The 26,288-nt window shown below is 35.4% G+C and carries 14 protein-coding genes and 1 pseudogene; 5 read left to right on the top strand and 10 right to left on the bottom strand.

The annotated features are described in order from the left end of the window. Positions 1 to 6 precede the first annotated feature (6 nt). A complete protein-coding gene (locus AABD74_RS20170; RefSeq protein WP_291146431.1) occupies positions 7 to 459 on the bottom strand; it encodes an Lrp/AsnC family transcriptional regulator in 453 nt (150 codons plus the stop codon). Between the two features lie 616 nt (positions 460 to 1,075). Here AABD74_RS20170 and rocD point away from each other — a divergent pair. Next, the gene (gene rocD, locus AABD74_RS20165) at positions 1,076 to 2,329 is read left to right on the top strand and encodes an ornithine--oxo-acid transaminase (protein ID WP_406844087.1); all 1,254 of its coding nucleotides are present in this window, start codon (positions 1,076 to 1,078) and stop codon (positions 2,327 to 2,329) included. A gap of 77 nt (positions 2,330 to 2,406) precedes the next feature. Here rocD and AABD74_RS20160 read toward each other — a convergent pair whose 3' ends face one another. The 9 genes and pseudogenes from AABD74_RS20160 to AABD74_RS20120 form a co-directional block, all read right to left on the bottom strand. Next, entirely contained in the window at positions 2,407 to 3,801 is a 1,395-nt protein-coding gene (locus tag AABD74_RS20160; protein ID WP_406844086.1) for a RagB/SusD family nutrient uptake outer membrane protein, read from the bottom strand. Positions 3,802 to 3,811: 10 nt separating this feature from the next. Further along, the gene (locus tag AABD74_RS20155) at positions 3,812 to 6,790 is read right to left on the bottom strand and encodes a SusC/RagA family TonB-linked outer membrane protein (protein WP_406844085.1); all 2,979 of its coding nucleotides are present in this window, start codon (positions 6,788 to 6,790) and stop codon (positions 3,812 to 3,814) included. A gap of 328 nt (positions 6,791 to 7,118) precedes the next feature. Further along, positions 7,119 to 9,053 carry a family 2A encapsulin nanocompartment cargo protein cysteine desulfurase gene (locus tag AABD74_RS20150; protein ID WP_406844084.1) on the bottom strand — a complete coding sequence of 645 codons (1,935 nt, stop codon included), beginning with the start codon at positions 9,051 to 9,053 and terminating at the stop codon, positions 7,119 to 7,121. Beyond that, the gene (locus AABD74_RS20145; protein WP_232682731.1) at positions 9,037 to 9,957 is read right to left on the bottom strand and encodes a family 2A encapsulin nanocompartment shell protein; all 921 of its coding nucleotides are present in this window, start codon (positions 9,955 to 9,957) and stop codon (positions 9,037 to 9,039) included. Before AABD74_RS20145 ends, AABD74_RS20150 begins: the two co-directional genes overlap by 17 nt. A 104-nt stretch (positions 9,958 to 10,061) precedes the next feature. Beyond that, positions 10,062 to 10,262, bottom strand: a pseudogene (locus AABD74_RS20140) (cysteine synthase A); the annotation flags it as partial. Between the two features lie 473 nt (positions 10,263 to 10,735). Then, positions 10,736 to 11,803: a sterol desaturase family protein gene (locus AABD74_RS20135; protein ID WP_406844083.1), complete on the bottom strand. Its 1,068-nt coding sequence runs from the start codon at positions 11,801 to 11,803 to the stop codon at positions 10,736 to 10,738. Between the two features lie 351 nt (positions 11,804 to 12,154). Next, a complete protein-coding gene (locus tag AABD74_RS20130; protein WP_406844082.1) occupies positions 12,155 to 14,077 on the bottom strand; it encodes an arylsulfatase in 1,923 nt (640 codons plus the stop codon). Between the two features lie 30 nt (positions 14,078 to 14,107). Further along, entirely contained in the window at positions 14,108 to 15,580 is a 1,473-nt protein-coding gene (locus AABD74_RS20125; RefSeq protein WP_406844081.1) for a RagB/SusD family nutrient uptake outer membrane protein, read from the bottom strand. Between the two features lie 18 nt (positions 15,581 to 15,598). After that, positions 15,599 to 18,724, bottom strand: a complete 3,126-nt coding sequence (locus AABD74_RS20120; protein WP_406844080.1) for a SusC/RagA family TonB-linked outer membrane protein — start codon at positions 18,722 to 18,724, stop codon at positions 15,599 to 15,601. A gap of 961 nt (positions 18,725 to 19,685) precedes the next feature. Here AABD74_RS20120 and AABD74_RS20115 point away from each other — a divergent pair. The 4 genes from AABD74_RS20115 (at position 19,686) to AABD74_RS20100 (ending at position 26,089) form a co-directional block, all read left to right on the top strand. Continuing rightward, positions 19,686 to 21,158 carry a nitrate/nitrite transporter gene (locus tag AABD74_RS20115; RefSeq protein WP_406844079.1) on the top strand — a complete coding sequence of 491 codons (1,473 nt, stop codon included), beginning with the start codon at positions 19,686 to 19,688 and terminating at the stop codon, positions 21,156 to 21,158. A 767-nt stretch (positions 21,159 to 21,925) separates the two neighbouring features. Next, positions 21,926 to 23,398, top strand: coding sequence for a nitrate/nitrite transporter (locus AABD74_RS20110; RefSeq protein ID WP_406844078.1), 1,473 nt, complete (start codon positions 21,926 to 21,928; stop codon positions 23,396 to 23,398). Between the two features lie 19 nt (positions 23,399 to 23,417). Beyond that, positions 23,418 to 25,010 carry a magnesium transporter MgtE N-terminal domain-containing protein gene (locus AABD74_RS20105; protein ID WP_406844077.1) on the top strand — a complete coding sequence of 531 codons (1,593 nt, stop codon included), beginning with the start codon at positions 23,418 to 23,420 and terminating at the stop codon, positions 25,008 to 25,010. Positions 25,011 to 25,039: 29 nt separating this feature from the next. Further along, positions 25,040 to 26,089 (top strand): MFS transporter, encoded by a 1,050-nt coding sequence (locus AABD74_RS20100; RefSeq protein ID WP_232682739.1) that lies wholly within the window; start codon positions 25,040 to 25,042, stop codon positions 26,087 to 26,089. Positions 26,090 to 26,288 lie beyond the last annotated feature (199 nt).

Below are 26,288 nucleotides of genomic sequence, written 5' to 3'. Positions count from 1 at the left end.
AATTAATTATAAAATGATATTTCTTTTAAAAGCACAGCCCAATTCAATAATAGAATCGGTTTTGGCGATTCCGGGAATATTGTCGATTTTCTCGTAAAGAATTCTTCGCATGTGTTCATGATTCTTTGCCACAATTTTGATGTAAAGCGTAAATGAACCCGTTACATAATAACATTCAGTAATTTCGGGAATATTTTTTAATTCTTCGATAATTCTGTCAGAATCAGAATCTTTGTTTAAAGTAATTCCGGTAAAAGATGCCCAGTCAAACCCAATTTTTTTCTCCTGAATAATAGGTTTTATACCGCCAATTATTCCTTGTTCCATTAATCGGTTAATGCGCTGGTGTACCATTGTATTTGATATTTTCAAATTGGCAGCAATGGCAGAAAAAGCCATTCTTCCGTCTTTTTCTAATTCTTTAATTATATTGATATCAAATTCGTCTAAATTATCCATTTTGTAATGTTAATTTTGTTTTTTCAAATTTTGTTTTTGAAAATAAATATGTTTTTTCAGATGTCCCGATGGGACATTTTAACGTGATTAAATTATTTTTTTTCTACCGATCTGTAACTCCTACCGGAGTTAAGTTATTAAACGTTTTATTTTTTAAATATTTTGCCTGAAATAAATTCGTGTTTTACTGTATAGTTCCTACGGGAAATTTTACCGTTGTCTTATTCTTTTTCCTACCGATATCTAACTCCTAACGGAGTTGCGCTGCTATTGATTTTATTTTCCATAATTCATTATGAATTATTGATGATATTACCCTTTTTTAAACATTTATCCATCATTTCAAAGGTATCTCGTAGAGATAAAATATCGGTAGCATTAAATATATCGTCCCCAGCAATTAGTCCCGTAGGGACTACACTATATAACCATAAAAGTAGCCATTTTTTTTAATAAAAGATTATAAAGTCAAAATTTCTAAAAATTAAATTTGATTCTATATTGTTTTAAAAACACCTATTTTGACTTTGTAATCGTTAATATGAAGTCAAAATATACTTTTTAAGCTTGTGGATTTAGAAAATTTATTACTTTTGCTTTTTTAAAGTTAAATATCATGACACATACAGAAAACGCACTTTCGTCAAAATCAGAAATTTTGATTGAAAAAGAGAATAAATACGGAGCTCATAATTATCATCCGCTTCCTGTGGTTTTAGAAAGAGGAGAAGGAGTTTATGTATGGGATGTTGACGGGAAAAAATACTACGATTTTTTATCGGCTTATTCTGCAGTAAATCAAGGACACTGTCATCCTAAAATTGTAAAAGCAATGGTAGATCAGGCGCAGACACTAACGCTGACTTCTCGTGCTTTTTACAATGATAAATTAGGAAATTTCGAAGAATACGTAACGAAATATTTTGGCTTTGATAAAGTACTGCCAATGAATACTGGTGCCGAAGCGGTTGAAACTGCTTTGAAAGTTTGCAGAAAATGGGCATATGAAGTAAAAGGAATTCCTGAAAATCAGGCGCAGGTAATTGTTTGTGAAAACAATTTTCACGGAAGAACCACTACAATTATTTCATTTTCAAATGATGAAACGGCTCGTAAAAACTTTGGGCCATTTACAGATGGGTTCATAAAAATTGAATATGATAATCTTGAAGCGCTTGAAAAAGCTTTAGAATCATCAAAAAATATAGCGGGATTTTTAGTTGAACCAATTCAGGGCGAAGCTGGAGTTTATGTTCCGTCAGAAGGATATTTGGTGAAAGCAAAAGCATTGTGCGAAAAACATAATGTTTTATTTATTGCAGATGAAGTTCAAACCGGAATTGCACGTACTGGAAAATTATTAGCGGTTCACCACGAAAATGTGCAGCCTGATATTTTGATTTTAGGAAAAGCAATTTCTGGCGGTGTTTATCCTGTTTCGGCAGTTTTGTGTAACAACGAAATTATGAATGTTATTAAACCGGGTCAGCACGGATCTACTTTTGGTGGAAATCCTGTTGCGGCAGCGGTTGCCATTGCGGCTCTTGAAGTTGTAAAGGAAGAAAAACTGGCTGAAAATGCAGAACGTTTAGGTGTTATTTTAAGAAAAGGTTTAAACGAAATCGCCGAGAGAAATAACTTAATTACGCTTGTTCGCGGTAAAGGACTTTTGAATGCCATTGTAATTAACAGTGGCGAAGATTCTGATTTAGCTTGGGAAATCTGCCTGAAATTTAGAGACAACGGATTATTGGCAAAACCTACACACGGAAACAAAATTAGATTTGCTCCGCCATTAGTAATGACTGAAGATCAAATTAAAGAATGTCTTGAAATTATTGAGAAATCTTTAAATGAATTTAAATCGTAAAGAATTTTTAGATTTATAGATAAATAAAAAAACCATCTGCAACGGCAGATGGTTTTTTAGTTTTAGAAAAGTTTCAATTATATTCTATACCCTGGATTTTGAGTGATTTTTTTGTTAGCATCCGTTTCTTTCAATGGAATTGGGAATACTAATTTATCAGCATCGTAAGTTAATAATAACGGGTCTCCAGTTGGAGTTTCAGTTAAAATGGAACGTTTAGTTCTTTTAATATCGTGAATTAAAAATCCTTCCATTCCAAGTTCTAACTCTCTTTCTAATAAAATATCATCAATTGTTACTGTTGTCAAATCATCAGCATGAGCTCTTTCTCTGATGATATTGATATCATCAAGCGGAGTGTTTCCGATAGCTGTTCCTTCTTCCAAATTTCCTTCTGCTCTGATTAAATACATTTCTGCCAGACGAATAATTCCAACATTGGCAAACTGATCTGTAAATTTAGAAGTTAAAATTCTTCCATTTGCATCGTTTTCGTAGTTAAAAACGGCTCTGTCATCTGGATCACTGAATTTTGCTAAATATGCATCTCTTATAGAAAAATCACCACCGCGGCCTCCATTACTTTCAGAGGCATAAAAAGTTACAGCATCATTTACACCAGTTTGTTTGGTAATTTGAATAGAGAAAATATCTTCTGTTTGATCTGTATCGTGATTAAAAGCTGCAGCATAACTTTGTGACAATCCATGTCCGCTGTTTTCAATAACATCATTTGCTGCATCTCTGGCTAAATCATATTTTCCTTGCTGTAAATACACTCTTGCTAATAAAGCTTGTGCCGCATATTTATCAGCATAAAAACCATTGTCTTCCGGTAAATTTGTATAAGCAAGATTTAAACCGTCAACTATAACCTGATATACTTCTTCAACTGTACTTCTTTCTTTTGAAAGATCTACACTAAAATCGTAAATCGCATTGGGTCTTATTACAACTCCCAGCTGATTATTAGTCTGGCCATTTTCGTATGGTTTTGCAAAAAAACGAACCAAGTCAAAATAAGCCAATGATCTTAAAAAATTAGCTTCGCCAATCATAACCGCTTGCCTGTCCGGATCTTTTACTTTGTCGATATTTTCGATAACCGTGTTTGATGCGTTTATAATTTCATATAATCTTGCATAAGTACCTTCGATAATTACGTTATCAGACAGCATATTTTTATTATACATTTGTCTTAATTCACCAAAAGTACCGCGCCATCTTAAATCTGTTGTACTTAATACTCCGGTTACACCAAGTAAATCGGCATACAATAAAACCCTGCCGCCGTAAGCGTTTCCATTTGCTGCAAGCGCATAAGTTCCGGTTAGAACATTTGTTACTCCGGTTTCGGTACTTAATGTTTTGGTCGCGTCTTCTCTCTGTTTCGGTTCTATGTCTAATTCATTTTCGCAGCTTGTAAAAAACGCAGCGAAAAATATAAATAGGATTAGTTTATTTGCTTTCATCTTTTTCTTTTTAAAAATTAAAGTTTACACCAATTGCAGTTGTTCTTGCCGGCGGTGCTGAATAAAAATCTTCTCCAATTCCTGCATCGTCTCTTCTTGCTTCAGGATCGTTTCCTTCGTAGTTTGTAAAAGTCAATAGGTTAACAGCTGTAAAATAAACTCTTAAACTGCTCATTCCTAAATCTTTCAATACATCTTTAGGCAGCGTATAGCCAAAAGTTAAATTTCTTAAGCGAACAAAATCAGCTTTGTCAAGATAACGTGTAGAATCTTGTGTACCGTTTGATCCTCCAAATCGGGCTTGTGGTACATCTGTTATGTCTCCTTGTTTTTGCCATCTGTTTAACTGATCTGCTGTTTGGTTGTCAAAATAATCAGCCGCAGTTGATTGATAAATTCCTGCTGAATTATAAATACTTGCTCCCCACTCTCCCTGAAATGTAAAAGTGAAATCAAAACCTTTGTAAAGAACTGTATTTGTTAAACCAGACATTAAAGTAGGGAAAGGATTTCCGGCAATAATACGCTGTGCTTCACTATAAGTATTTGTTGTTGAGTGATCGATTGTTCCATCAGCTTTTTTAGTGTTTTTATAAAATAAAGCATCTCCATTTTCAGGATCAACACCTGCATATTCAACTAAATAAAAAGAGGAAATGTTTTCACCAACTCTGTTAATATTGTATGAAACAATAATATCCCTGTTATCGTTTGGAAGCGATTTTACTTTTGATTCATTTGTTGTAAGGTTAAAACTGGTATTCCACTTAAAATTTTCAGTATCAATATTTTTAGTATTTATAGTAAGTTCAAAACCATTACTTCTTATTTTTCCAATATTTTTATTGATAGAAGCAGCTCCGGAGCTTATTGGTAACGGAACTTCAAAAAGCAATCCGTCAGTATCTTTTTGGTAATAATCTGCTTCAATTGAAAATCTGTTTATAAAACCAATTTCAAAACCAAAATCTGTTTGAGCTGATTTTTCCCAAGTCAGGTCATTATTTCCAGGCTGATCGAAAGTAAGACCTGATTTTAAGTTATAAGGATTTGGTCTGTAAAGCTGACGCGAAGCAAAATTCCCTATTTCGGCATTTCCTAATTTACCCCAGCTTCCTTTTATTTTTAAATTTGAAATAGCTTTACTGTCCTTTAAAAACTCTTCTTGTGAAATAACCCATCCGGCAGAGAATGCCGGGAAAACTCCAAATCGTTCATTTTTTCCAAAACGAGAAGAACCATCACGACGAATACTGGCTTTTAAAAGATATTTATTCATATAAGAATAATTCAATCTTCCAAATTGAGAAACAAAAGCATAATCGGTTTCATTTCCGTGACCTTCGTTTACCTCAGCACCTCCATCTACAGTTTGAAAATCATCACTTGAAAAATAAATACTATTTACATCCTGATATCTTCTGTTGTATTTATTGAACTCCATACCAGCCACAATATTAAAAGTATGTTTTTGTGCAAATGTTTTATCAAACGTAAAATAATTACTCGACACATAATTTTCGGTATTTACAGAAGTTGCAAATACAGCTCCGTCTGTTGCCATAAAAGGAGCGTTTTTACCCTGCCAGTAATCTTCAGTCTGAGATAAAAGATCGTATGAGAAATCAGAATTAAATTTTAATGACGAAAGTATTCTAAATTCACCAAAAACTTTACCTGTCAGCCTGCGCATTATAGTTTTCCAAAACGTATTATCTTTTGCTAAAAGGTAGTTTGAATATTCTGTATTTGGGTTTGCGCTTCCATCTTCTAATCTTGCCGGAGAAATCGGCGCCTGAGCAACAGACTGCAATGGAGAAGAAAATGAATTATCGTCCTGAACTCTGTGAATTAAAGATCTCGAAAAACCAAGGTTCATACCTAATGTTAAACGATCTGTAACTTTGTGCGATACGTTTGTTCTGGCAGTAAATCTTTCTAAAGTATTACTGTCAACAATACCGGTAGTATTGTTGTAAGCACCAGAAAAGAAATACTTTGTTTTTTCATCTCCGCCAGAAGCAGAAAAATCAGCGTCTGTAGTATAACCCGTTCTTAAGGCAATATCCTGCCAGTCTGTATCGACTTCGCCATTTCTCCAATCCGTTCCCTGAGATAGATATTCTAACTCGTCTTCAACAGATTCTAAATCGTTGACATTTCTTCCTGCTTCCTGCAATAATTCAACATATTGTTTTGAATTTAACCATTTTCTTTTGTGCGTAGCCTCACTAACTCCCTGCGAAAGGTTTACAGTAAAAGTACCTTTTCCTTCACGGCCTTTTTTAGTAGTAATTAAAACAACTCCGTTTGCGCCGCGTGCACCATAAATTGCTGCCGAAGACGCATCTTTTAAAACGTCTATCGATTCAATTTCATTGGTACTTAAAGTAAGCAATGGATTTGTTGGTGCACCATTGCTCGATTCATCATCATTAATTAACGGAATTCCGTCAAGAACATACAGAGGCTGAGTTCCGGCACTAATACTAGCCGCACCGCGTACACGAATATTAATGCCGCCGTCAACTTTACCATTTGTCTGCGTAATTTGAACCCCTGCCAGTTTACCAACTAAAGCATTTTGTACGTTTGCAACCGGAATCTGCTGGATATCTTTTGCCGTTACACGGGCGATATTATCCGTTAAGTTCTTTTTAGACTGCGTTCCGTAACCCACAACGACTACGGCTTCAAGTTCATTTTGAACTTCATCCAGTTCGATTGTCATGTTATTAGAAGCAGGAACTTCTACCGTTTTATAACTTACGTAGCTTACAACAAGTATTTCTCCTTTTTTTGCGGCAATTTTAAATAAACCGTCAAAATCAGTTTGAGCACTGATATTTTTCCCTTGTACTACAATATTAGCTCCGGGAATTGGCAGTCCTTTTTTATCTGTTACTTTTCCGGAAATCGATTCTTGTGCTGCAGCTATTTGTACAAATAGTAAAAACAGCCACAAAAAATGTTTTAATTTAATTTTCATATTCATTTCGTTTAAATTAGTCTCTCAAATATCCTAATTTAATGTTAATTTTTAATACGTTTTTAACATTAAAAATAACAATTAACTTATGTTTTGTGACATTGATAACTTTTGTATACGTGTTTATTGGTTTTTGATGAAAATCATTTGATTTTTTGATAAAAATGTAAGGCAGAATATTTTCGTTAAAAATAAGCGCTGATTTTTGAGCTGTAAAAATGCAGTTTTAATAAAAAAGCGATTGCTCAAAACAATCGCTTTTCAGGGTATAATTACTTAAAATATCAAAAAAAGCAATTATCATTTTAGAGAAGAAAATCTCTTATTTTTAGAATTTAACTTTTTTAAGTTCCCAAATGGTTTTTATAAAAGTATCGACATCTTCGGTTGTGTTATAAAATGCTAATGAAGGACGAACGGTTGTTTCGACTCCCATTCTGCGTAAAATAGGCTGCGCACAATGATGCCCGGTGCGTACTGCAACACCTTCTTTGTTTAAAGCCTGCCCAACCTGATCGTTTGAGTAGCCTTGTAAATTAAAAGACAATACGCTGGCTTTATCTTTGGCAGTTCCAATCAATCGTACACCCGGAATTTCTTTCAAAAGCCTTGTAGCATATTCTAATAAATAATGCTCATACTGACCAATGGCATCAATTCCTAATTTGGTTACATAATCGATTGCCGCGCCAAGACCAATGGCATCGGCAATATTTCCGGTTCCGGCTTCAAAACGATTTGGAGCTTTGTGGTATTTTATTTCCTCAAAAGTTACGTCCTGAATCATGTTTCCGCCAGATTGATACGGCTGCATTTCGTTTAGTAAATCTTCTTTTCCGTATAAAACTCCAATTCCCGTTGGGCCAAATAATTTATGCCCTGAGAAAACCAGCCAATCTGGATTTAATTGCTGAACATCAACTTTCATGTGCGAAACCGATTGTGCGCCGTCGATTAAAACTTTTGCTCCGGCAGCATGTGCCATTTCCACTATTTTCTTTGCAGGAGTTATTGTTCCTAATGCATTTGAAACTTGTGTAAAAGCAACCAAACGTGTTTTTGAATTGAGCAGTTTTGCATATTCGTCAAGCAAAATTTGTCCGTCATCATCAACAGGAATTACTCTTAGTTTCAAGCCTTTTTTATCAGCAAGGCGTTTCCACGGAACAATATTCGCATGATGCTCCAGATTACTCACAATTATCTCGTCTCCGGAATTTAAATTTTGATCGCCCCAGGTTGAAGCCACCAGATTTATTCCTTCTGTTGCACCTCTTACAAATACAATTTCGTTTGCAGAACTGGCATTCAAAAATGCTTTTACTTTTTCACGAGCAGCCTCATACGCATCAGATGCACGGGCTGCCAGTTCATGTGCCGCACGATGAATGTTTGAATTTTCATGTTCGTAGAAATACGCAATTCTATCAATTACTGATTGCGGTTTCTGCGTTGTTGCCGCATTATCAAACCAAACTAATGGCTTACCGTTTACAGTTTCTTTTAGAATCGGGAAATCTTTTTTTACTGAAGCTGCATCAAAAGGATGTCCTTTAAAAAGATTAATTTCTTTATGCTCGAAAGAATTTCCAACAATTATATCCGTACTTCTTTTATCAAAAGCAAAAGGATTCTGATCTAAAAAATAGTAGGATGATGTTGTTTCATTTCCGCCTAAAGGAAAATCTTCCCGCTTTTTAAACTGTGTATCGACAAATGATAAAGCAGCCTGCAGTTCAATTTCAAAAGAAGAATTTTCTGTTTGAAATGGCAGATATTGATTGTTTAATGACAACGGCGAAAAAACAGATTCTTCATTCAATTGAGCGGGATTTCCATTTTTCAAATTAACATCATGAAATCCGGTATGCGGATCATTGATATTTAAATCATGGTTTTCCTGAACTCCTGACGACGAATTTTTGTTCTGAGGATCAAATCCTGCTCCGGCATTTGGATATAAAGCAAAAGCTCCTGTATTTCCATGATTTAATGCAGAAGGAGAAGCTCCAAAGCCACTAAATGCAGGCGGCGCAGGCGGGAGATTCGACGGATTTGCTGCGGGAATCTGGCCAAACTGATCCAGGTTTCCGGTATGCAATATCGTTTCTGCAATTTTTGTCGCACGCGGGTGTTCGGCTTTATCCGGACTTAATGATATTTCTTTTGGAAATTCATTAGGCAGGGTTTTGAACAGCTCGTTTGCTAAATTTTGCAAATCGTCGATGTTTGGTAGACCGTTGTTGTTAATATTTGTACTCATGATACTTTCCTATTTCTACATCTTCTAAAACAGCAATAGCATCATCTACCAAAATAGCCAAAGAACAATAAAGAGATACTAAATAAGAAGCAATGGCTTTTTCATTAATTCCCATAAAACGAACTGATAATCCAGGAGATTGTTCGCCTTGTAAACCAGGCTGAATTAAACCGATTACACCTTGACGGCTTTCACCAGTTCTTAAAAGAATAATTTTTGATTTTCCTTTTACGATTGGTAATTTATCAGATGGAATTAGCGGAATTCCTCTCCAGGTTAAAAACTGAGATCCGAATAAAGAAGTTGTCGGCGGCGGAACACCACGACGGGTACATTCGCGTCCGAAAGCAGCAATTGCCAAAGGATGCAAAAGGAAAAATCCGGGTTCTTTCCAGACTTTTGTCAATAATTCATCCAAATCGTCAGGAGTTGGTGCGCCGGTTCTCGTTTTTATAATTTGAGAAGGCGCAACGTTGCTTAATAAGCCGTAATCTTTGTTATTGATTAACTCGCTTTCCTGACGTTCTTTAATTGTTTCGATAGCTAAACGAAGCTGCTCTGAGATCTGATTGTATGGTTTGCTGTATAAATCAGAAACACGGGTATGAACTTCCACAATGGTTTGAACTGCAGCCAGATTGTACTCTCTTGGATTCTCGATGTAGTCGACAAAAGTATTCGGTAAAATCCTTTCGTCACGAGCCGAACAATCAACTTCAATGTGATTTGCGTTTTTTACTTTATTTAAACGAAAAACTCCCGATTCTACTGGTGTCCAATGTAAAAGATGCGTTAACCAGCGTGGGGTTATAGTTCCAATTTGAGGAACGGTACGTGTTGCGATCGCTAATTGTCTTGCTGCAACATCGCCTAATGCGGTCTGTTGTTTTTGTAAATCTGCCATAATTTTAAGGTTTTTCGGTTATAATTTTGATTAAAATTTTTCTAGCTTTATTGAATTAAATTTATGGGTTTTTATTCAATTATAAGCTTTTGATTTGTAATTTGTTAGGAGAAAAAATCGAATAATTCCTCTACAGAAAGATATCGCTTTCCGGTATCATAATTAAAAGTCAGGATTAAGGCATCTTCGGGAATGTTTTTTAATTTTTTTGAAACTGCTGCTAATGCCGCTCCGGTCGAAATACCTCCAAAAATCGCTTCTTCTTCTTTAGTTAATTTTTTTGCAAATGAAAAATCGTCATTTTTTTCAAAGATTTTATTTGAATTGCCTCCAGCTTCAGCTGGAGTAACAGGTTTGTAGGTAAAAAAGGCTTTAGCCGAATAAGAAGTTTGGCTAAAGCCTTCCATATTGCAAATTTTGAACCTCCAGCTTCAGCTGGAGGCGATTCATTATTTATTACCTACAAGGTTTCCAAAACCTTGTAGGTATTCTTAATTAATTTAGAATGTCTAATAATAGATCTACAAGGTTTTGAAAACCTTGCAGGGGTAGGGCTTATTTTTTTTCAAACATTCCTGTTTTGAATTGCCTCCAGCTTCAGCTGGAGGTAACAGATTTGTGGATAAAAAGGCTTTAGCCGAATAAAAAGTTTGGCTAAAGCCTTCTACATTTCAAATTTTGAACCTCCAGCTTCAGCTGGAGACAATTCATTATTTATTACCTACAAGGTTGATTCGAATACACTGCCGTACTTTATATTTTTTATTACTTTTTAAGATTAAGCCTGCTCTAAAACCGGAGTTTGTTCAGCAGTTTCTACTACATTTCCTGTAGGTTTGGCCTTTATTGGAAGTGATATTACGCCTTCGGCAAGAGGACTTCCTTCTTTTTTAGATTTGAATATCGGCCATAAAAATTGTGCGTACCATTCTTCCTGTTTGTATGATTTTGTTCCGTAAGATTCGGGGAATTTACGAGTGATTAAACCCGTTCCAAAGATGACATCCCAGATGAAAAACATGTTTCCGAAATTTCCTTTAAAATGCCCAACGCCGTCACCGCTTGTATCGGCGTGATGTGCGTGGTGCGTTGCCGGAGTAGAAATCAAGCGTTCTAAAATCCATGCAATTGGATGTAAAACTTTGTATTTATAAAACGGTTTGTCCCACGCAATACTTGAATGTGCTCCCAAAGTGATGAAACTTTTAATAACTAAAACAAATAAAGCAGGTAATCCTAAACCTAAATATGTTAAAGTAGCCGTTAAATAAATTTGAGAAAAGAAAATAGTATAAATAAAGTTCTGTCTTGAAGCCATTGCCATTCCCATGTAGGGAGCAGAGTGGTGCGTTCTGTGAAAACGCCATAAAAACGGAACCTGATGGTGCAAACGATGGTACCAATATTGTGTTAAATCATCGGCAATTGCGATTAGGAAAAAACCTCCCCAAAACGGAACCCATGAAAGTGTGTTTGCTAAATTTGGTAATAAATAGGGTAAAGCTGTTAAACTGAAAAAAGCAATTATCGGAGGTAAAATTAGTTTAGGTGCCAGAAATGAAACAATATCAATTTTGCGTTCTTCACCTGTCCATTGATCGTCATAAAGACCTGCTGTAAACTCAATTATTCCTAAAACAATCATAAACACGGTTAATCCCCACGTTCTGATGTTGGCAAAAACAGGTTGTGCAAATTCTAAAAATGAAGGAAGCGCAATATGCGATTCGCTTACCGCTCCGCCTGTTAATTTAAAATACAGGAAAATTGCCACTACAGGCAAACTGTATATTAATAAACTGATACTTAAATCTCTTTTTAGTTTTTCTTGTTGAACTATTGCCATGATTTCTTATTTTAAAATTTGATTAATTAATGCTAAACCACCGGCTAAAATTACCAGCGGAACTAAAAATACAATTGCCCCAACGACAATTTTTTTTCCTATGATTTCATAATCTACTCGTTTCATATCTTTTTGAATTTTAATATGTTAATGTGAAAATAAATAATTTAACTGTTAATTCTATGGATGTAGTAGAATTTTGTTTTTTATTTTTCATTACTTTTTGATTTATCCTGCAAGGTTTTTAAAACCTTGTAGGTATGATTTTCCAAACCGTCAAAATCAAATGAAGATTTTAATGGCGTTAAAAAAACTACAAGGTCTTAAAAACCTTGCAGGTTGTGGGAATCATTATTTTGCAGTTTCTGTATCTGCAGGTTTAGTTACTTGTTTTACTAAATCTTGCAGCGTTTTACCTTTGTCAGCTCCTGTATTGTGAATTCTTCTGTTGTAAACATCCTGCCAGTCAATCAATGGGTAAACATTGTTTTCTTTTGCCTGCTCGTCAAATAATTTTTGAAGTTCAGCCAGTTTTTCAGGATATTTTTTAGCCAGGTTGTTGCGTTCGTTAAAATCTTCGTTTAAGTTGTATAACTCCCAAACATCAGTATTAAAATTGCTTGCAGCAGGTTTTTCGTTTTTGCCTATTGATTGTTTTACAGCAAATGAATCTGGTAAATGTGCTGCAGCCGCTTTCCATCCGTCTTTATAAATTGCTCTGTTTCCAAAGATATAATAGTACTGAACTTTGTGTAAAGATTCTGCTTTTGGATTATCTAAAGAAGCCTGGAATGAAGAACCCTGAATAATATCTTGTTTAACTCCTTTGATATATTCCGGAGCTTTGATCCCTGCAATTGCTAATGTTGTTGGCAGTAAATCTGTTACGTGGCTGTATTGATTTCTAATTCCGCCTTTGTCTTTAATTCCGTTTGGATAAAAAACAATTAATGGGTTACGCGTCCCGCCTTCAGAATGTGCATCTTGTTTCCAGTTTTTAAAAGGAACGTTTGTTGCCTGTGCCCATCCTAACGGATAATTAGTATTTAAACCTTTTGCAGTTCCAATTTCTCCAATATTATTTAAATTGCTTTGAAGATTTTCTGCTTCTGTTTTTCCTTGAGAAAATAAGCTTTGGTTAATCGTTCCTTGCAAAGTTCCTTCTTTACTGGCTCCGTTATCTCCAATAGCAACAAAAATCAAAGTATTATCAAGCTGCCCGCTTTCTTTTAGATAATTAACCACTCTTCCAACTTCAGCATCTGTATAAGTCAGGAATCCGGCGTAAGCTTCCATGAATCTTGCGTATACTTTCTTTTCATCCGGAGTTAATTTTTTCCAATCTGTAATAAGGGCATTGCGTTCTGGTAATACGGCATTAGCAGGAACAACACCTAATTTCTTTTGGTTTGCTAATACTTTTTCACGGTATACATCATAACCTTCGTCAAATTTTCCTTTGTAAGGTTCGATCCATTTTTCAGCAACCTGATGAGGTGCATGAACAGCTCCCGGCGCATAGTATAAAAAGAATGGTTTTCCAGGTGCCGCTTTTTGCTGTTTTTGAATATAGCTGATTGCTTTGTCTGTAATTAATTCATTTAAGTGACGTCCGTCTGGTTTAACATGTGCCTGATCTTCCACTAAATCAGGATTGTATTGATCTGTTTGTGAACCAAGGAATCCGTAAAAATGATCGAAACCTTTTCCGGTTGGCCATCTGTCAAACGGTCCGGCGTCTGTAGCATCTTCATCTGGAGTTACACCATATTTACCAACTGCAAAAGTGTTGTATCCGTTTTCACGTAAAATCTCTGCAATTGTTCCTTTATCAGATGGAATTCTTCCGTCCCAGCCAGGAAATCCAGCCGATAAAATAGTGTGCGAAAATCCGCTTTCATGCACTCTTCCAGAATTTCTTCCCGTTAATAAAGCGGCACGGGTAGGAGCACAAATTGCTGTTGTATGAAAGTTGGTATAACGTAAACCGTTATTAGCCAGAGTTTCAAAAGTTGGCGTTTGAATTAAACCTCCAAAAACACTTGCAGCCCCAAATCCAACATCATCCAGTAAAATCCAGACAATATTTGGCGCACCTTTTGGCGCTTTTACAGGATCTGGCCAATATTCTTTAGAATCGGCTAATGTTTTACCAATTGTCCCTTTGAACTCTTGAGTATCTTGTGCAAAGCCAAATTGTACAGCTAGCAATGCTGTAATCAAAAGCCCTTTTCCAGAGCTTTTGATTGTAAAGTTATTTTTAAAATTTTTCATCTTTAATAGTTTTTTGGATTGTTTTTATAGTTAATATCCAGGGTTTTGCGGTAAACCAACTGGGTCAATATTTCTTTCACTCTGTGGAATCGGATAGAGATTGTTTTTTTCAGATACTGAGTTTTTAGCTGTAACTTTTTTGATTTCTGTAACCAATGTTCCCCAGCGAACTAAGTCAAACCAGCGTTGTCCTTCCTGAACAAACTCTTTTTTGCGCTCTTCCTGAATAGCAGCTCTAAAAGTGGTTTGGTTTAATCCAGCTAAATCTACAGTAGCGTCTGGAGTGTTAATAGGTTTTCCGTAAGCTCTTCTTCTTACTTGGTTAATCAATTCATAAGCTTCTGCAGTTGGTGCACCTTGCTCATTTATGGCTTCTGCCAATGATAATAAGATGTCTGCATAACGAATTAAAGGGAAATTGATCGCTACGTTTGCCGGAGTTGCCAAATTGGTTAAATCCAGATATTTTTTAAAGATTGGTTTAGGGAAAGTATAAAGCGTTCCGGTTGTTGGGTTAAGCAGCTGTTTAGCATAACTTACATCTCTACGCGTATCTCCAGCTTCATAAATATCATAAAACAAGGCTACATCTGAAATAATATCAGCAGGTTCAGTTGCCGTAAATCCTGTAAAAGATGTTGCCTGAAAAGTACTTCCGCTAGATCCGTTTCCTGCTTGGTTTGGCTCAAACTGAACAGAGAAAATATGCTCTTTTCCGTTCTTTTTTGTTTTCGTAAAAATATCCTGAAAGTTTTCGAATAAAGCATAACCATACCCGCCATTGATTACTTCTCTTGCTTTTAAAATAGCATTTGGATAATCTTTTCTTGTCAAATACACTTTTGCCAAAATAGCTTTTGCAGCTCCAGAAGTAGCACGTCCGGCATCTGCAGCAGTATAAACTGCAGGTAAGCTTTCGGCAGCGGTTAAATCTGAAATAATTTGGGCATACACATTATCTACAGATTCTCTTCTTGATTTTAAACTTTCTAACTGAATAGAAGTTGGTTCGTGCAAAACAATTGGAACTCCGCCCCAAAGACGAACTGCCTGAAAATAAAGTAATCCGCGGATAAACTTAGCTTCATTGATTAATCTTGTTTTTACAACTTCAGATCCAGATACTTTTGGGATATTATCAATAGAAACATTGGCTCTGTTGATTCCGGCATAAATTTGTCTCCACGCCACCTGAACACGGTCTGAAGTAGCATCGTGCGTTAAACTGCTCAAAGCCCTAACCTGCGGGTTTGTAGCCGAAACTCCTGCCGCAGCATAATCTGTAGCCATGTCTGTCAGGAAATAAAGGTTTCTACCAAATAAACTCTGCTCTCCCGGATCAAGGCTTAATGAAGCATAAACCGCAGTTACACTCGCAACGGCATCATCCTGGGTGATGAAGTAATTATCTTCGGTTACAAAAGAGGTTGGTGTTACCTCCAGGTCTGTGCACGATACCAATAGTCCGGCACTTAAAAGGAATGTTATTATAATCTTTTTCATTTTGATATATTTTTTTACTTAGAAAGTTACGTTCAAGCCCGAGATGAATGTTTTTGAGTTTGGATAAGAACCAAAATCAATTCCCGGATATAAATTGTTTTGTTCGTATGAACTCACCTCTGGATCATAACCAGTGTATTTTGTCCATGTAACAAGGTTTTCTGCAGATACATAGAATTTCACGCTTTTTGCTCCCAGTTTTTTAGAGGTGCTTTTTGGTAATGTATAACCAAGCGTGATTAATTTTAATCGTAAGAAAGAAGCATCTTCAACATAACGCTCAGAAACAATTCCTAACGGTGAACTTGTTGCTCTCGGAATTTCGTTGCTTGGATTTGTTGGTGTCCAGCGATCTTCTAACGTCACATTAGCATTTGTTCCAAGAGTAGAAATTTCTAACTGCTGGTTTAAAGCGTTGAAGATTTTTCCGCCATAAGAACCTTGAAAAGAGAAATTCAAATCAAAATCATTATAAGAAATGGTGTTGCTGAAACTTCCAACAAATTTTGGCTGAGATGAACCTAAATCTCCTTTGTCAAGAGCTGTAATTACACCGTCTCCGTTTGTGTCAACATATTTTCTGTCTCCCACTTTTGTGTTCGCTAAACTGTTGATCTTTGGCTGTGTATTCACTTCTTCCTGAGTCTGGAAAATTCCATTTGTTCTGTATCCCCAGAAAGTTCCTAATGGTAAACCAACTTTTACCGTAACTGGCTGCTGCTGTAATAAAGAACCGTTTGGTACTACAGGGAAAAACTGATTTACTCCGTTTCCTATAGCTGCAACTTTATTTCTGTTAGCAGAGAAAACTACATTTGAATTCCAAGAGAAATTTTCTGTTTTTAGGTTTTCAGTCGTTAAACCAATCTCGATACCTTTATTTTCGACACCCCCAATATTTTGAAGCACACTTGCATATCCTGAAGTTAACGGCACCGGAACGCTAATTAATAAATCGTTTGTTTTTTTGTAATACACATCAAAAACAAAATTGATTTTTCTGTCTAAAAGAGATAAATCTAAACCAACATTATACTGGTTTGTTTTTTCCCATTTCAAATCAGGATTTGCCAATCGGGTAGGAGCAAGTCCAGTGTAAATTGTTCCTCCAAAAGAATAGTTTACAGATCCCATTTGAGCTAAAGCTAAATAGTTTCCAATCTCTTGATTTCCTGTTGTTCCGGCAGTAAGTCTAAGTTTAGCCTCAGTTACACCTTTAATGTTGTTTGCAAACTCTTCATCAGTAATATTCCATGAGAAACCTGCTGAAGGGAAATAGCCCCAAAGTGACTCAGAACCAAATCTTGAAGATCCATCCGCACGGGCAGAAAGTGTAAAGTTGTATTTTCCTTTATAAGAGTAGTTAACTCTCGCCAGCCATGATTTTAAAACACTTTCAAACGCATCACTAGCAGGTTTTACCGCAACACCATCCTGAAGTGCATTATACGTATTGGCATCATTTACAAATGTATTAGCTCCGGCTGTAACCACTTCACCTTGCGTATATTGAAGTGTATAACCTCCTAAAACTGAGAACTTATGGTTTTCACCAAAGTTGGTATTATAATTTAAAGTATTTTCATTCAATACAGAACTTACCAATCTATCCCCAACAGATGCTGAACCTTTTGTTCCTGCACCATTTGTAGTATTTGCAGGCGCATAATAGTTTTGTTTTGTATTGATAACGTCGCCGCTTACAGCCACTTTAGCCGTTAGTTTTTTAGTGATTTTGTATTCTCCAAATAAACTGGTTAGAATCCTGTTGATTTTAGTTTCGTTAATAGTATTTTCCAAATCATTAATAGGGTTTGGAACAAAACCGTTAACCGAAGTTGCATAAGGATTGTTAGTTACATTATAACTTCCATTTTCATTTCTAATAGGGACTACAGGAGCAGTTAACAAAACACTAACCAAAGGGTTTGGATTTCTTCCTCCGCTACCGTTATTGGCTATACCATTAGAAAGTGAATTGCTGTAATTCGCGTTAATACCAAATTTAAAGTTTTGAGAATAGTTTCTTTCGTAATTGATACGAAGAGAGATACGTCTAAAATCAGATCCCAGAACAGTCCCTTCCTGATCAAAGTATCCTGCAGAAACCGCATATCTTGATCTTTCGTCTCCTCCAGAAAATGATAATTGATGATTTTGAACCGGAGCAGCAGTTCTAAACGCTGCATCCTGCCAGTCGTAGCTTCCGGAAGTTTTAAAAGCTTCGATCTGCGCTGCAGAAAAAGAAGGAGCCTGACCAATACTTGCCTGAACATCATTTCGTAAACTAGCCCATTGGCTGGCATTCATTACATGAAGTCTTTTTGAAACATTTTGAAATCCAAAATAACCTTGGTATGAAATATTATCCTGTCCTTTTGTTCCTTTTTTAGTTGTAATAATAACAACTCCATTTGCACCACGTGAACCGTAAATTGCAGTTGCAGACGCATCTTTTAAAACTTCGATTGATTCAATATCGGCTGGGTTTATAGTAGACAAAACGTTTAAACTCGCTCCGGCGTTAGATATTCCGGCAGAACTGTTATTATTGTCATTATAAATTAAAATTCCATCAACAACATATAAAGGCTCATTACCCGCTGTGATTGAGTTTCCTCCACGAATACGTACACTTGAAGATGCACCCGGACGACCAGAACTTTGTGTAACTACCACACCGGCAACAGCGCCTCGTAATAAGTTATCTGCTGATGAAGTTACTTGGGATAAGTTGGCTTTTGGAACAGAAGCTACAGAACCTGTAATGTCTTTTCTCTTTTGAGTTCCGTAACCCACAACAACTAATTCGTCCAGTTCTTGTCTTTCCTCTTTTAAATGAATCGTAACCGGATTTTTCTCTACAATAATTTCTAGTTTCTTATATCCTATGTAACTTACGATTAAGGTGTAAGGAAATTTCTGACCCGTTTGAAAATAAAATTTTCCTTCAGCATCTGTCTGTACTCCGTGAGTAGTACCTTTAATCGTAACTGATGCACCTATAATTGGCTGATTTGTAATATCATCGACTACCGTTCCGTCGAGTTTAGATTGGATAAGCGGTGTTGTATTTTGTGCCTGAAATTGCAGGGATGTTAACAAAATTGTAACCCATAAAATGAGGTTTATATTTTTTTTCATTTCTTTGTAATGGTTTAAGTAATTAACAAGGCGCCCTGAGAGCTGAATTTTCAGCACTCTGATTGTGTCCTTGATTTAGTGATAAATGTTCTTTAAGCCTCGCCATTTCTGTTGCCGCAGAAATGGCTTTTTTTATTTACAGCAGCAGGTTTGCATTGTTTTCATTTTGGTTGTTTTTTAGTTGATTAATTATTTTCTTTTTAAAATATAGGTATATTCAAAAATCCTTTTGCTGCAGTTTTATGCATCAATTAGACAATTGTAATTCAATAAAAGTAATCTTGGTGGTGAAATTGAGATTTCGTTTTTTAGATTTAAAATTTAATCTAATAACGAACGGATTGCGTTGGTAATTAACAACAGAAGCACATATAACAACAATTGTTATAAGTATCATTTTTTGGAAGAATATAATACGATATGCTTTCGGTTGTTTTCAAAATATAGCTTTTTTGGTTTCGAATATTATTTTATAACTCTACTAATCCTATAGACAAAGTTAATTTTAATATAATAAAAACCAAAAGTTTAGTAAACTTTTTTTCAAAATGATGAAGGTAATAGTATTGAATTAATTTATTTTTGTTTTTAAAATATTGATTATCAGTATTTTGAGTGTTTGTTTTTATTTCTGAAAATGTTAAAAATATTTTTCTGCGTAATAATAAATTGTAATATTTTTCATTTAATTTGCTAGTTTTTAATGTCTTAAATTACTTTTTAAGCATTTAAAAAACACTCAAAAATGTCTTGAAAAGCACTTCAATTCAAAAAATTAGAAAAATACTTCAGATTTATAAAAACTACTTTTAGAGTTTAAAAGATTAATAATTAATGTTTTAATAGGTTTTTTTCTTAATTTTAATATATCCATATACAAACAGACTGAAATTTTATTCGCCAAAACATCGGAGTTATACACAATAAGTTTTTAATCATTAATTACTAAAAAGTATTTTCTATGGCAGATCTTTCACAATCACACCGCATTCTTTTTTTCAATACGTTAGCCTTTATGGTTTGTTTTGCCTGCTGGACGTTAAACGGCGTATTAGTTACTTTTTTAAACGACAGGGGAATTTTTGAATGGAGTGTAGTCGAAATTGGATGGCTGCTTGGGATTCCAATTTTAACGGGTTCAATTATGCGTTTGCCCATGGGAATCTTAACCGATAAATTTGGCGGAAAACCTGTTTTTTCCTGCTTATTGATTTTATCCTCAATTCCGCTTTTTCTATTACCATTTGCAGATAGTTTCTGGGCCTTTGCCATTTTAAGCTTTTTATTCGGGATGGTTGGGACCAGTTTTGCAATTGGTGTGGGTTATACTTCGATTTATTATCCAAAAGAATGGCAGGGAAGAGCTTTGGGAATTTTCGGAATGGGAAGCTCCGGCGCGGCACTTACCACTTTTCTTGCCCCGACATTATTGACCAATTTCTCTGAAACTGATCCTGAAAACGGCTGGAAATGGCTGCCTGTAATTTACGGAAGTGCTTTACTTTTAATGGGAATCGTATTTTTAATTTTTACAAAAAATAAAAAAATAGAAGCACAGTCTAAAACTGTCGGCCAATTATTAAAACCGCTTCAAAGTGCCAGAGTCTGGCGATTTGGATTATATTATTTTCTCGTTTTTGGTTCGTTTGTAGCTTTTTCACAATGGCTGCTTCCCAATTTTTTAAATGTATATCATACTACTTTAGTTATGGGCGGACTTTTTGCCGCTTTATTTAGTCTTCCGTCTGGCGTAATCAGAGCGTATGGCGGATTTTTATCGGATAGATTTGGAGCTCGAAAAGTGATGTATTGGGTTTTAAGTTCCTCTGTTGTTCTCAGCTTTTTATTGATGTTCCCAAAAATGGATATCACAACTTCAGGCTCCGGACTTGTAGCTTCAAAAGCCGGAACCGTCACCAAAGTTTCAGAAAATGAAGTTGTAGCAGGGGGTAAAACGTATCAAATTGCGCAGGAAGATAAAAATGCTGTACACAATAAATATTTTCCATCTAAAAAATCATGGCAGGAAGTTGTTGTCGAACAAAATCAGCAGATTCAAAAGAAAGATTTATTGGCCGAAGGAATCACACAAATTCATTTTGAAGCCAATATGTGGGTATATCTCGTTCTGGTTATTTTGATTGGTGCTGCATGGGGTATTGGCGCCGCTGCGGTTTACAAACACATTCCCGATTATTTCCCAAATGAAGTAGGTGTTATTGGCGGAATGGTTGGTCTTCTTGGCGGTCTCGGCGGATTTTTCGGCCCAATCATTTTTGGTTATCTTTTAAGTTTTACCGGTTTCTGGACCAGTTCCTGGATGTTTATTTTAGCGATATCCTTAATTTGTTTGATTTGGATGCATCGTATCGTAGTAAATCTCATGAAAGAGAAATCACCGGAATATGCAAAAGATATGGATCGAAAAAATTAAGTTTCATATTTATAATTCAAAGTTTACAAAAGAGGCTGTCTCAAAAGTTGGAGCAGCTTTTTTTATTTTACATATTACGTTGTTCCGTAGGAACATTTCATAGGTAGAAATTATATTGTTATCATCGTTTACGTTCCGTAGGAACGTTTGATATGCCAGGATATTAAAAAACGATGTCAAAATCAAACGTTCCTACGGAACGTAAATGTGGCTGACCTCTATTTTTTCTACCTATGAAACATTCCTAATGGAATGAAACGGGTATCAAAAAATAACAAGTTATATTCTTTGTTCCGTAGGAACATTTCATTGGTAGTTAAGTTTACATTAAAAACAAAGAAATAATTATAACCCGTTGGGTGTAATTAAAAAAAATCATTTAACACATAGAAACATAGGTTTATGTGTATAAAAGAATATAAAAAGAAACATGTTTCTAACACATAGTCCCGATAGCTATCGGGATGTGTTTTAAATAAGTGAAACGCCTTTTTTGAGAGTGTTAAATCTATGTTTCTATGCGTTTAAAAATAATTATACCCAATGGGTCAATTATAATAAAGAGCTGTTTTTACTTTTGAGTGTCTCTTTTTTATTCGATTAAAATGTAAAGCTTATTTCCAGTAGCTTAAGTTGTAATACTATTAAAGATAAAAATATCTTTTTCACATGATATATATCATTCTTTATAAGAAAGTGTCGCTTTAATTTTGTTTTGATAATTGAGGAACTATACCTCATATAAGTCAAAAATTGATTAAAGTTTTATGAGCAGTTTATCTCAATCCCACCGAATTTTATTTTTAAATACTCTCGCTTTTACAATATGTTTTGCCTGCTGGACATTAAACGGAGTTTTAATAACTTATTTAACAGATAAAGGAATTTTCAATTTTACAGTAGTTCAAACCGGATGGCTGTTAGGAATTCCAATTCTTTCAGGTTCAATTTTCAGGCTTCCAATAGGGATTTTAACAGACAAATACGGAGGTAAAATAGTATTTTCGATTTTACTTTTACTCTGTTCCATTCCACTTTTTTTACTGCCTTTTGCCAGTTCGTTTTTAAGTTTTGCCTTGCTGAGTTTTTTCTTCGGATTGGTAGGAACAAGTTTCGCTGTCGGAATTGGATATACTTCAATCTGGTATCCAAAAGAATGGCAGGGAAGAGCTTTAGGAATCTTCGGAATGGGAAATGCCGGCGCAGCTATTACCACTTTTATTGCACCAACATTACTGAATCATTTATCTGAAAAAGACCCAGTAAACGGCTGGAAAATGCTTCCTGTAATTTATGCCGTTACATTGGTAATAATAGGAATCCTTTTTATTGTTTTTGCAAAAAATAAAACCAATCCCGGAGTTTCAAAAACTATCCCACAATTAATGTCTCCGCTTAAAAACGTGCGAGTTTGGCGTTTTGGAGCTTACTATTTTTTAGTCTTCGGTTTTTTTGTGGCCTACTCACAATGGCTGCTTCCTAATTTCATGAATGTTTACAGCACAACATTAGTAATGGGCGGAATGTTTGCAACACTTTTTAGTTTACCATCAGGCGTTATCAGGGCTTTTGGCGGCTATCTCTCAGATAAATTTGGAGCCAGAAAAGTGATGTATTGGGTTTTAGGATCATCAATCGTAATCAGCTTTTTGTTAATGTTTCCAAAAATGGAAATCTATACCGCAGGTCCGGGCGTTTTGGCAATGAATAATGGAGTTGTATCAGGAGTTTCGGCAGATAAAATAATCGTAAATGGCAAAATACATCAAATTAATACCAAAGAAGATTCAGAAGCTAATAGCGAATCTGTTTTACCAGTAAAAAAATCATGGCAGGAAATTGTTGTAAAACAAAATCAGGAAGTCAAAAAGAAAGAATTACTGGCGAAAGGAATTACACAAATTAATTTCAGCGCCAATCTTTGGGTGTATCTGGTTTTGGTAATTCTAATTGGTATTTCGTGGGGAATTGGAAAAGCTGCCGTCTATAAACATATTCCCGAATATTTCCCAAATGAAGTTGGGGTTGTTGGCGGAATGGTAGGTTTAATTGGCGGGCTCGGCGGATTCTTCGGCCCCATAATCTTTGGATATCTCCTTAATTATACCGGATTATGGACCAGTTCATGGATATTCATTTTTATAGTTTCTGTGCTTTGTCTGCTATGGATGCACAGAACAATTATTAATGCCATGAGAAGTAAATCACCGGAGTTTACAAGAGAAATTGAAGACAAATAATTTAATAAAAATAGAAATAATGAAAACTTGGTTAGACAAATGGGAACCGGAAGATGAAGCGTTTTGGAACTCTGGCGGAAGTAAAATTGCATGGAGAACATTAACAATAACAACATTAACATTAATCTTATCATTTGCATCATGGTTTATGATGAGCGTAATAGCCGTTAAATTACCCGGCTTGGGATTTAATTTTTCAAAAGACCAGCTTTTTTGGTTAACGGCAATTCCCGGATTAGCTGCAGGATTTCTTCGAATAATTCACACTTTTATATTACCCATATTTGGAACACGTCACGTAGTTTCTTTTGCAACAGCAATTAAATTAATTCCCGTAATCGGAATTGGTTTTGCCGTTATGGATGTAAATACACCTTTTTGGGTATTTGCTGTTTTAGCATTTACAACAGGTTTTGGAGGAGGCGATTTTTCATCTTACATGCCAAGCACAAGCCTGTTTTTTCCAAAAAGATTAAAAGGAACAGCACTTGGAATCCAGGCCGGGATAGGAAATTTTGGTGTTTCGATAGCACAATTTGTAACCCCGCTTATTATAAGTGTCGGGATTTATGGAGCGTCAACCGTATTTACAAGTATAGATTCTAAAGAAGTTGTAACTGTTTTTCAAAACTCTACTGTAGAAAAACAAAAAGAGGTTTTTGCATCACTTGATGCAGAAATACAAACCAAAATACTTTCTAACGTAAAACAAAACGTAGTTGATTCAGTAAGTACAGCGGTACATTCTACAGATAAAACAATTGTTTTTACTTCATTGCCTGTAAAAGCAAAGGCAAAAGCAATTGCCAATGCAAACCCAAAACTGGCAGAAAAAATATTAAATCAAATCAATCCGGAAAATACCGCCGTTAAAAATACACCAATTTATTTGCAGTCAGCGGCATTTTGGTTTGCACCATTTTTAATTCTTTTAGCCATTGTAAGCTGGTTTTATTTGAGAAGTATACCAATGAAAGCCTCTATCAAAGAACAGCTGGATATATTTTCAAATAAACACACTTGGTACTGCACGATTACTTATGTAATGACTTTTGGAACTTTTGCAGGACTTTCGGCCGCTTTTCCTTTAATGATTAAATTTTTATACGGAGATTTTCCAAACGCACCAGATCCATTAGTATATGCATTTTACGGGCCGCTAATTGGTTCAGCCAGCCGAATCGCATTTGGTTTTGTGGCAGATAAAGTGGGCGGAGCCATCTTAACAACCATAACAGGTTTAGGAATTTTAGCCGGAGCTGTAATTTTGGTAGCACAAGGATTAGTTGCGCCAACAAGCATGGATCAGTTTCCACTTTTTGTAGCCGTAATTCTGGGAATGTTCTTCTTTACCGGAATTGGAAACGCAGGAACTTTTAGACAATACCCAATTATTTTTGCCGAAAATCAGCGTCAGGCAGCCGGAGTTATTGGCTGGACAGCCGCAATTGCCGCATTTGGACCTTTTATATTTTCTAAATTAATAGGAAATAATATTTCTGCTAATGGTACTGTAAATCAATTTTTTATTGGTGTTTGTTTTTTCACTATATTAGCTACAGGTATCAATTGGTGGTTCTACAATCGTAAAAATTGCGAGAAACCAAGTTAAAAAAGTAATCATTAAATTAAAAATTAAGGATGAAAGATAAAACATACAATACCAAAGCCTTACTTGTTGCAACACTAGTTTCTATACTTACAATTATATTGGTGTTTTACGGATCAAGACAATTACAAAACTTTGATGCAGCATTAGTTACCTATTTATTCGGAACCGTTTTCGCCTTCTTCGGAATCGTGTATCGCTATACCGTTTGGCTGCAAAGACCTCCAACGTGGATGTATTTTAAAAGAAGTCTTAAATTTCTTTTTACTGGAAAAATAATTTCGCATTTATGGTTTCTGGGGAAAGAATCAGTACAAAATATTGTCGTTCAAAAGTTTATTTACCCAAGAAGTAAATGGAGATGGTTTGCCCATTTTTGTATAGCTATAGGATGTTTATCGGCTTTTGCCATAACAATACCGCTTACATTTGGATGGATTCACTTTACATTGGCACCAAATTCAATTTCCATTTACGAAGCGCATTTCTTCGGATTTAAAATGATGGATTTTCAAATAAATTCATTTCTGGCTTTTCTGATTTTCCATGCCTTAAACTGGTCATCATGGTTAGTAATAATAGGCTCTGTTTATTATTTAAGAAGAAGATTAACCAACCCCGGATTAATTGCAACACAGACTTTTGAAGGCGATTTATTGCCCTTAATTTTATTAATCGCGATTTCAGTTACAGGATTATGTTTAACATATTCCTATCAATTCATGAAAGGTTTTGCATATGATTTTCTTGCCGTAATTCATGCCGTAACCGTAATTATGTTTTTGATTTGGATTCCGTTTGGAAAATTTTTCCATATCATTCAGCGTCCGGCGCAAATAGGAGCACATATTTACAAGCAGGAAGGAATCAAAAAAGGAATGGCAGTCTGCCCTCATACTGGAGAAGAATTTGCAACCCAGCTTCATATCAATGATTTAAAAATCGTAACCAAAGAACTAGGTTTTGATTTTACCCACGAAGACGGAACTTCTCATCTCGATTTAAGCCCAGAAGGAAAAAGATCCCGCCTGGCACAAGCACACTTAAAAGCCAGACAAGAAGGCGGAAATTTATTTGGATAATTATAAAGGTTTCAAGTTTCAGGTTTCAGGTTTCAAGTTCCGCACAGAACGTGAGACCTAAAACAAAACAAAACAAATAAAATTATAAAAGTTTCAAGTTTGAGGTTTCAAGTTTCACGTTCTATGAGCAAACTTGAAACATGAAACTTGACACGAGGCTTCAGCCGAATTGGCGAAGCAAACAAAACAAACAAAAATT

This window comes from Flavobacterium soyae, assembly GCF_045348165.1.
Classification (GTDB): Bacteria; Bacteroidota; Bacteroidia; order Flavobacteriales; family Flavobacteriaceae; genus Flavobacterium; species Flavobacterium soyae.
This window is presented reverse-complemented; position numbering and strand designations above follow the sequence as displayed.

Coding starts and splice junctions, on each gene's coding strand:
- AABD74_RS20170 (WP_291146431.1), bottom strand. CDS start 459: ATGGATAATTTAGACGAATTTGATATCAATATAATTAAAGAATTAGAA.
- rocD (WP_406844087.1), top strand. CDS start 1,076: ATGACACATACAGAAAACGCACTTTCGTCAAAATCAGAAATTTTGATT.
- AABD74_RS20160 (WP_406844086.1), bottom strand. CDS start 3,801: ATGAAAGCAAATAAACTAATCCTATTTATATTTTTCGCTGCGTTTTTT.
- AABD74_RS20155 (WP_406844085.1), bottom strand. CDS start 6,790: ATGAAAATTAAATTAAAACATTTTTTGTGGCTGTTTTTACTATTTGTA.
- AABD74_RS20150 (WP_406844084.1), bottom strand. CDS start 9,053: ATGAGTACAAATATTAACAACAACGGTCTACCAAACATCGACGATTTG.
- AABD74_RS20145 (WP_232682731.1), bottom strand. CDS start 9,957: ATGGCAGATTTACAAAAACAACAGACCGCATTAGGCGATGTTGCAGCA.
- AABD74_RS20135 (WP_406844083.1), bottom strand. CDS start 11,803: ATGGCAATAGTTCAACAAGAAAAACTAAAAAGAGATTTAAGTATCAGT.
- AABD74_RS20130 (WP_406844082.1), bottom strand. CDS start 14,077: ATGAAAAATTTTAAAAATAACTTTACAATCAAAAGCTCTGGAAAAGGG.
- AABD74_RS20125 (WP_406844081.1), bottom strand. CDS start 15,580: ATGAAAAAGATTATAATAACATTCCTTTTAAGTGCCGGACTATTGGTA.
- AABD74_RS20120 (WP_406844080.1), bottom strand. CDS start 18,724: ATGAAAAAAAATATAAACCTCATTTTATGGGTTACAATTTTGTTAACA.
- AABD74_RS20115 (WP_406844079.1), top strand. CDS start 19,686: ATGGCAGATCTTTCACAATCACACCGCATTCTTTTTTTCAATACGTTA.
- AABD74_RS20110 (WP_406844078.1), top strand. CDS start 21,926: ATGAGCAGTTTATCTCAATCCCACCGAATTTTATTTTTAAATACTCTC.
- AABD74_RS20105 (WP_406844077.1), top strand. CDS start 23,418: ATGAAAACTTGGTTAGACAAATGGGAACCGGAAGATGAAGCGTTTTGG.
- AABD74_RS20100 (WP_232682739.1), top strand. CDS start 25,040: ATGAAAGATAAAACATACAATACCAAAGCCTTACTTGTTGCAACACTA.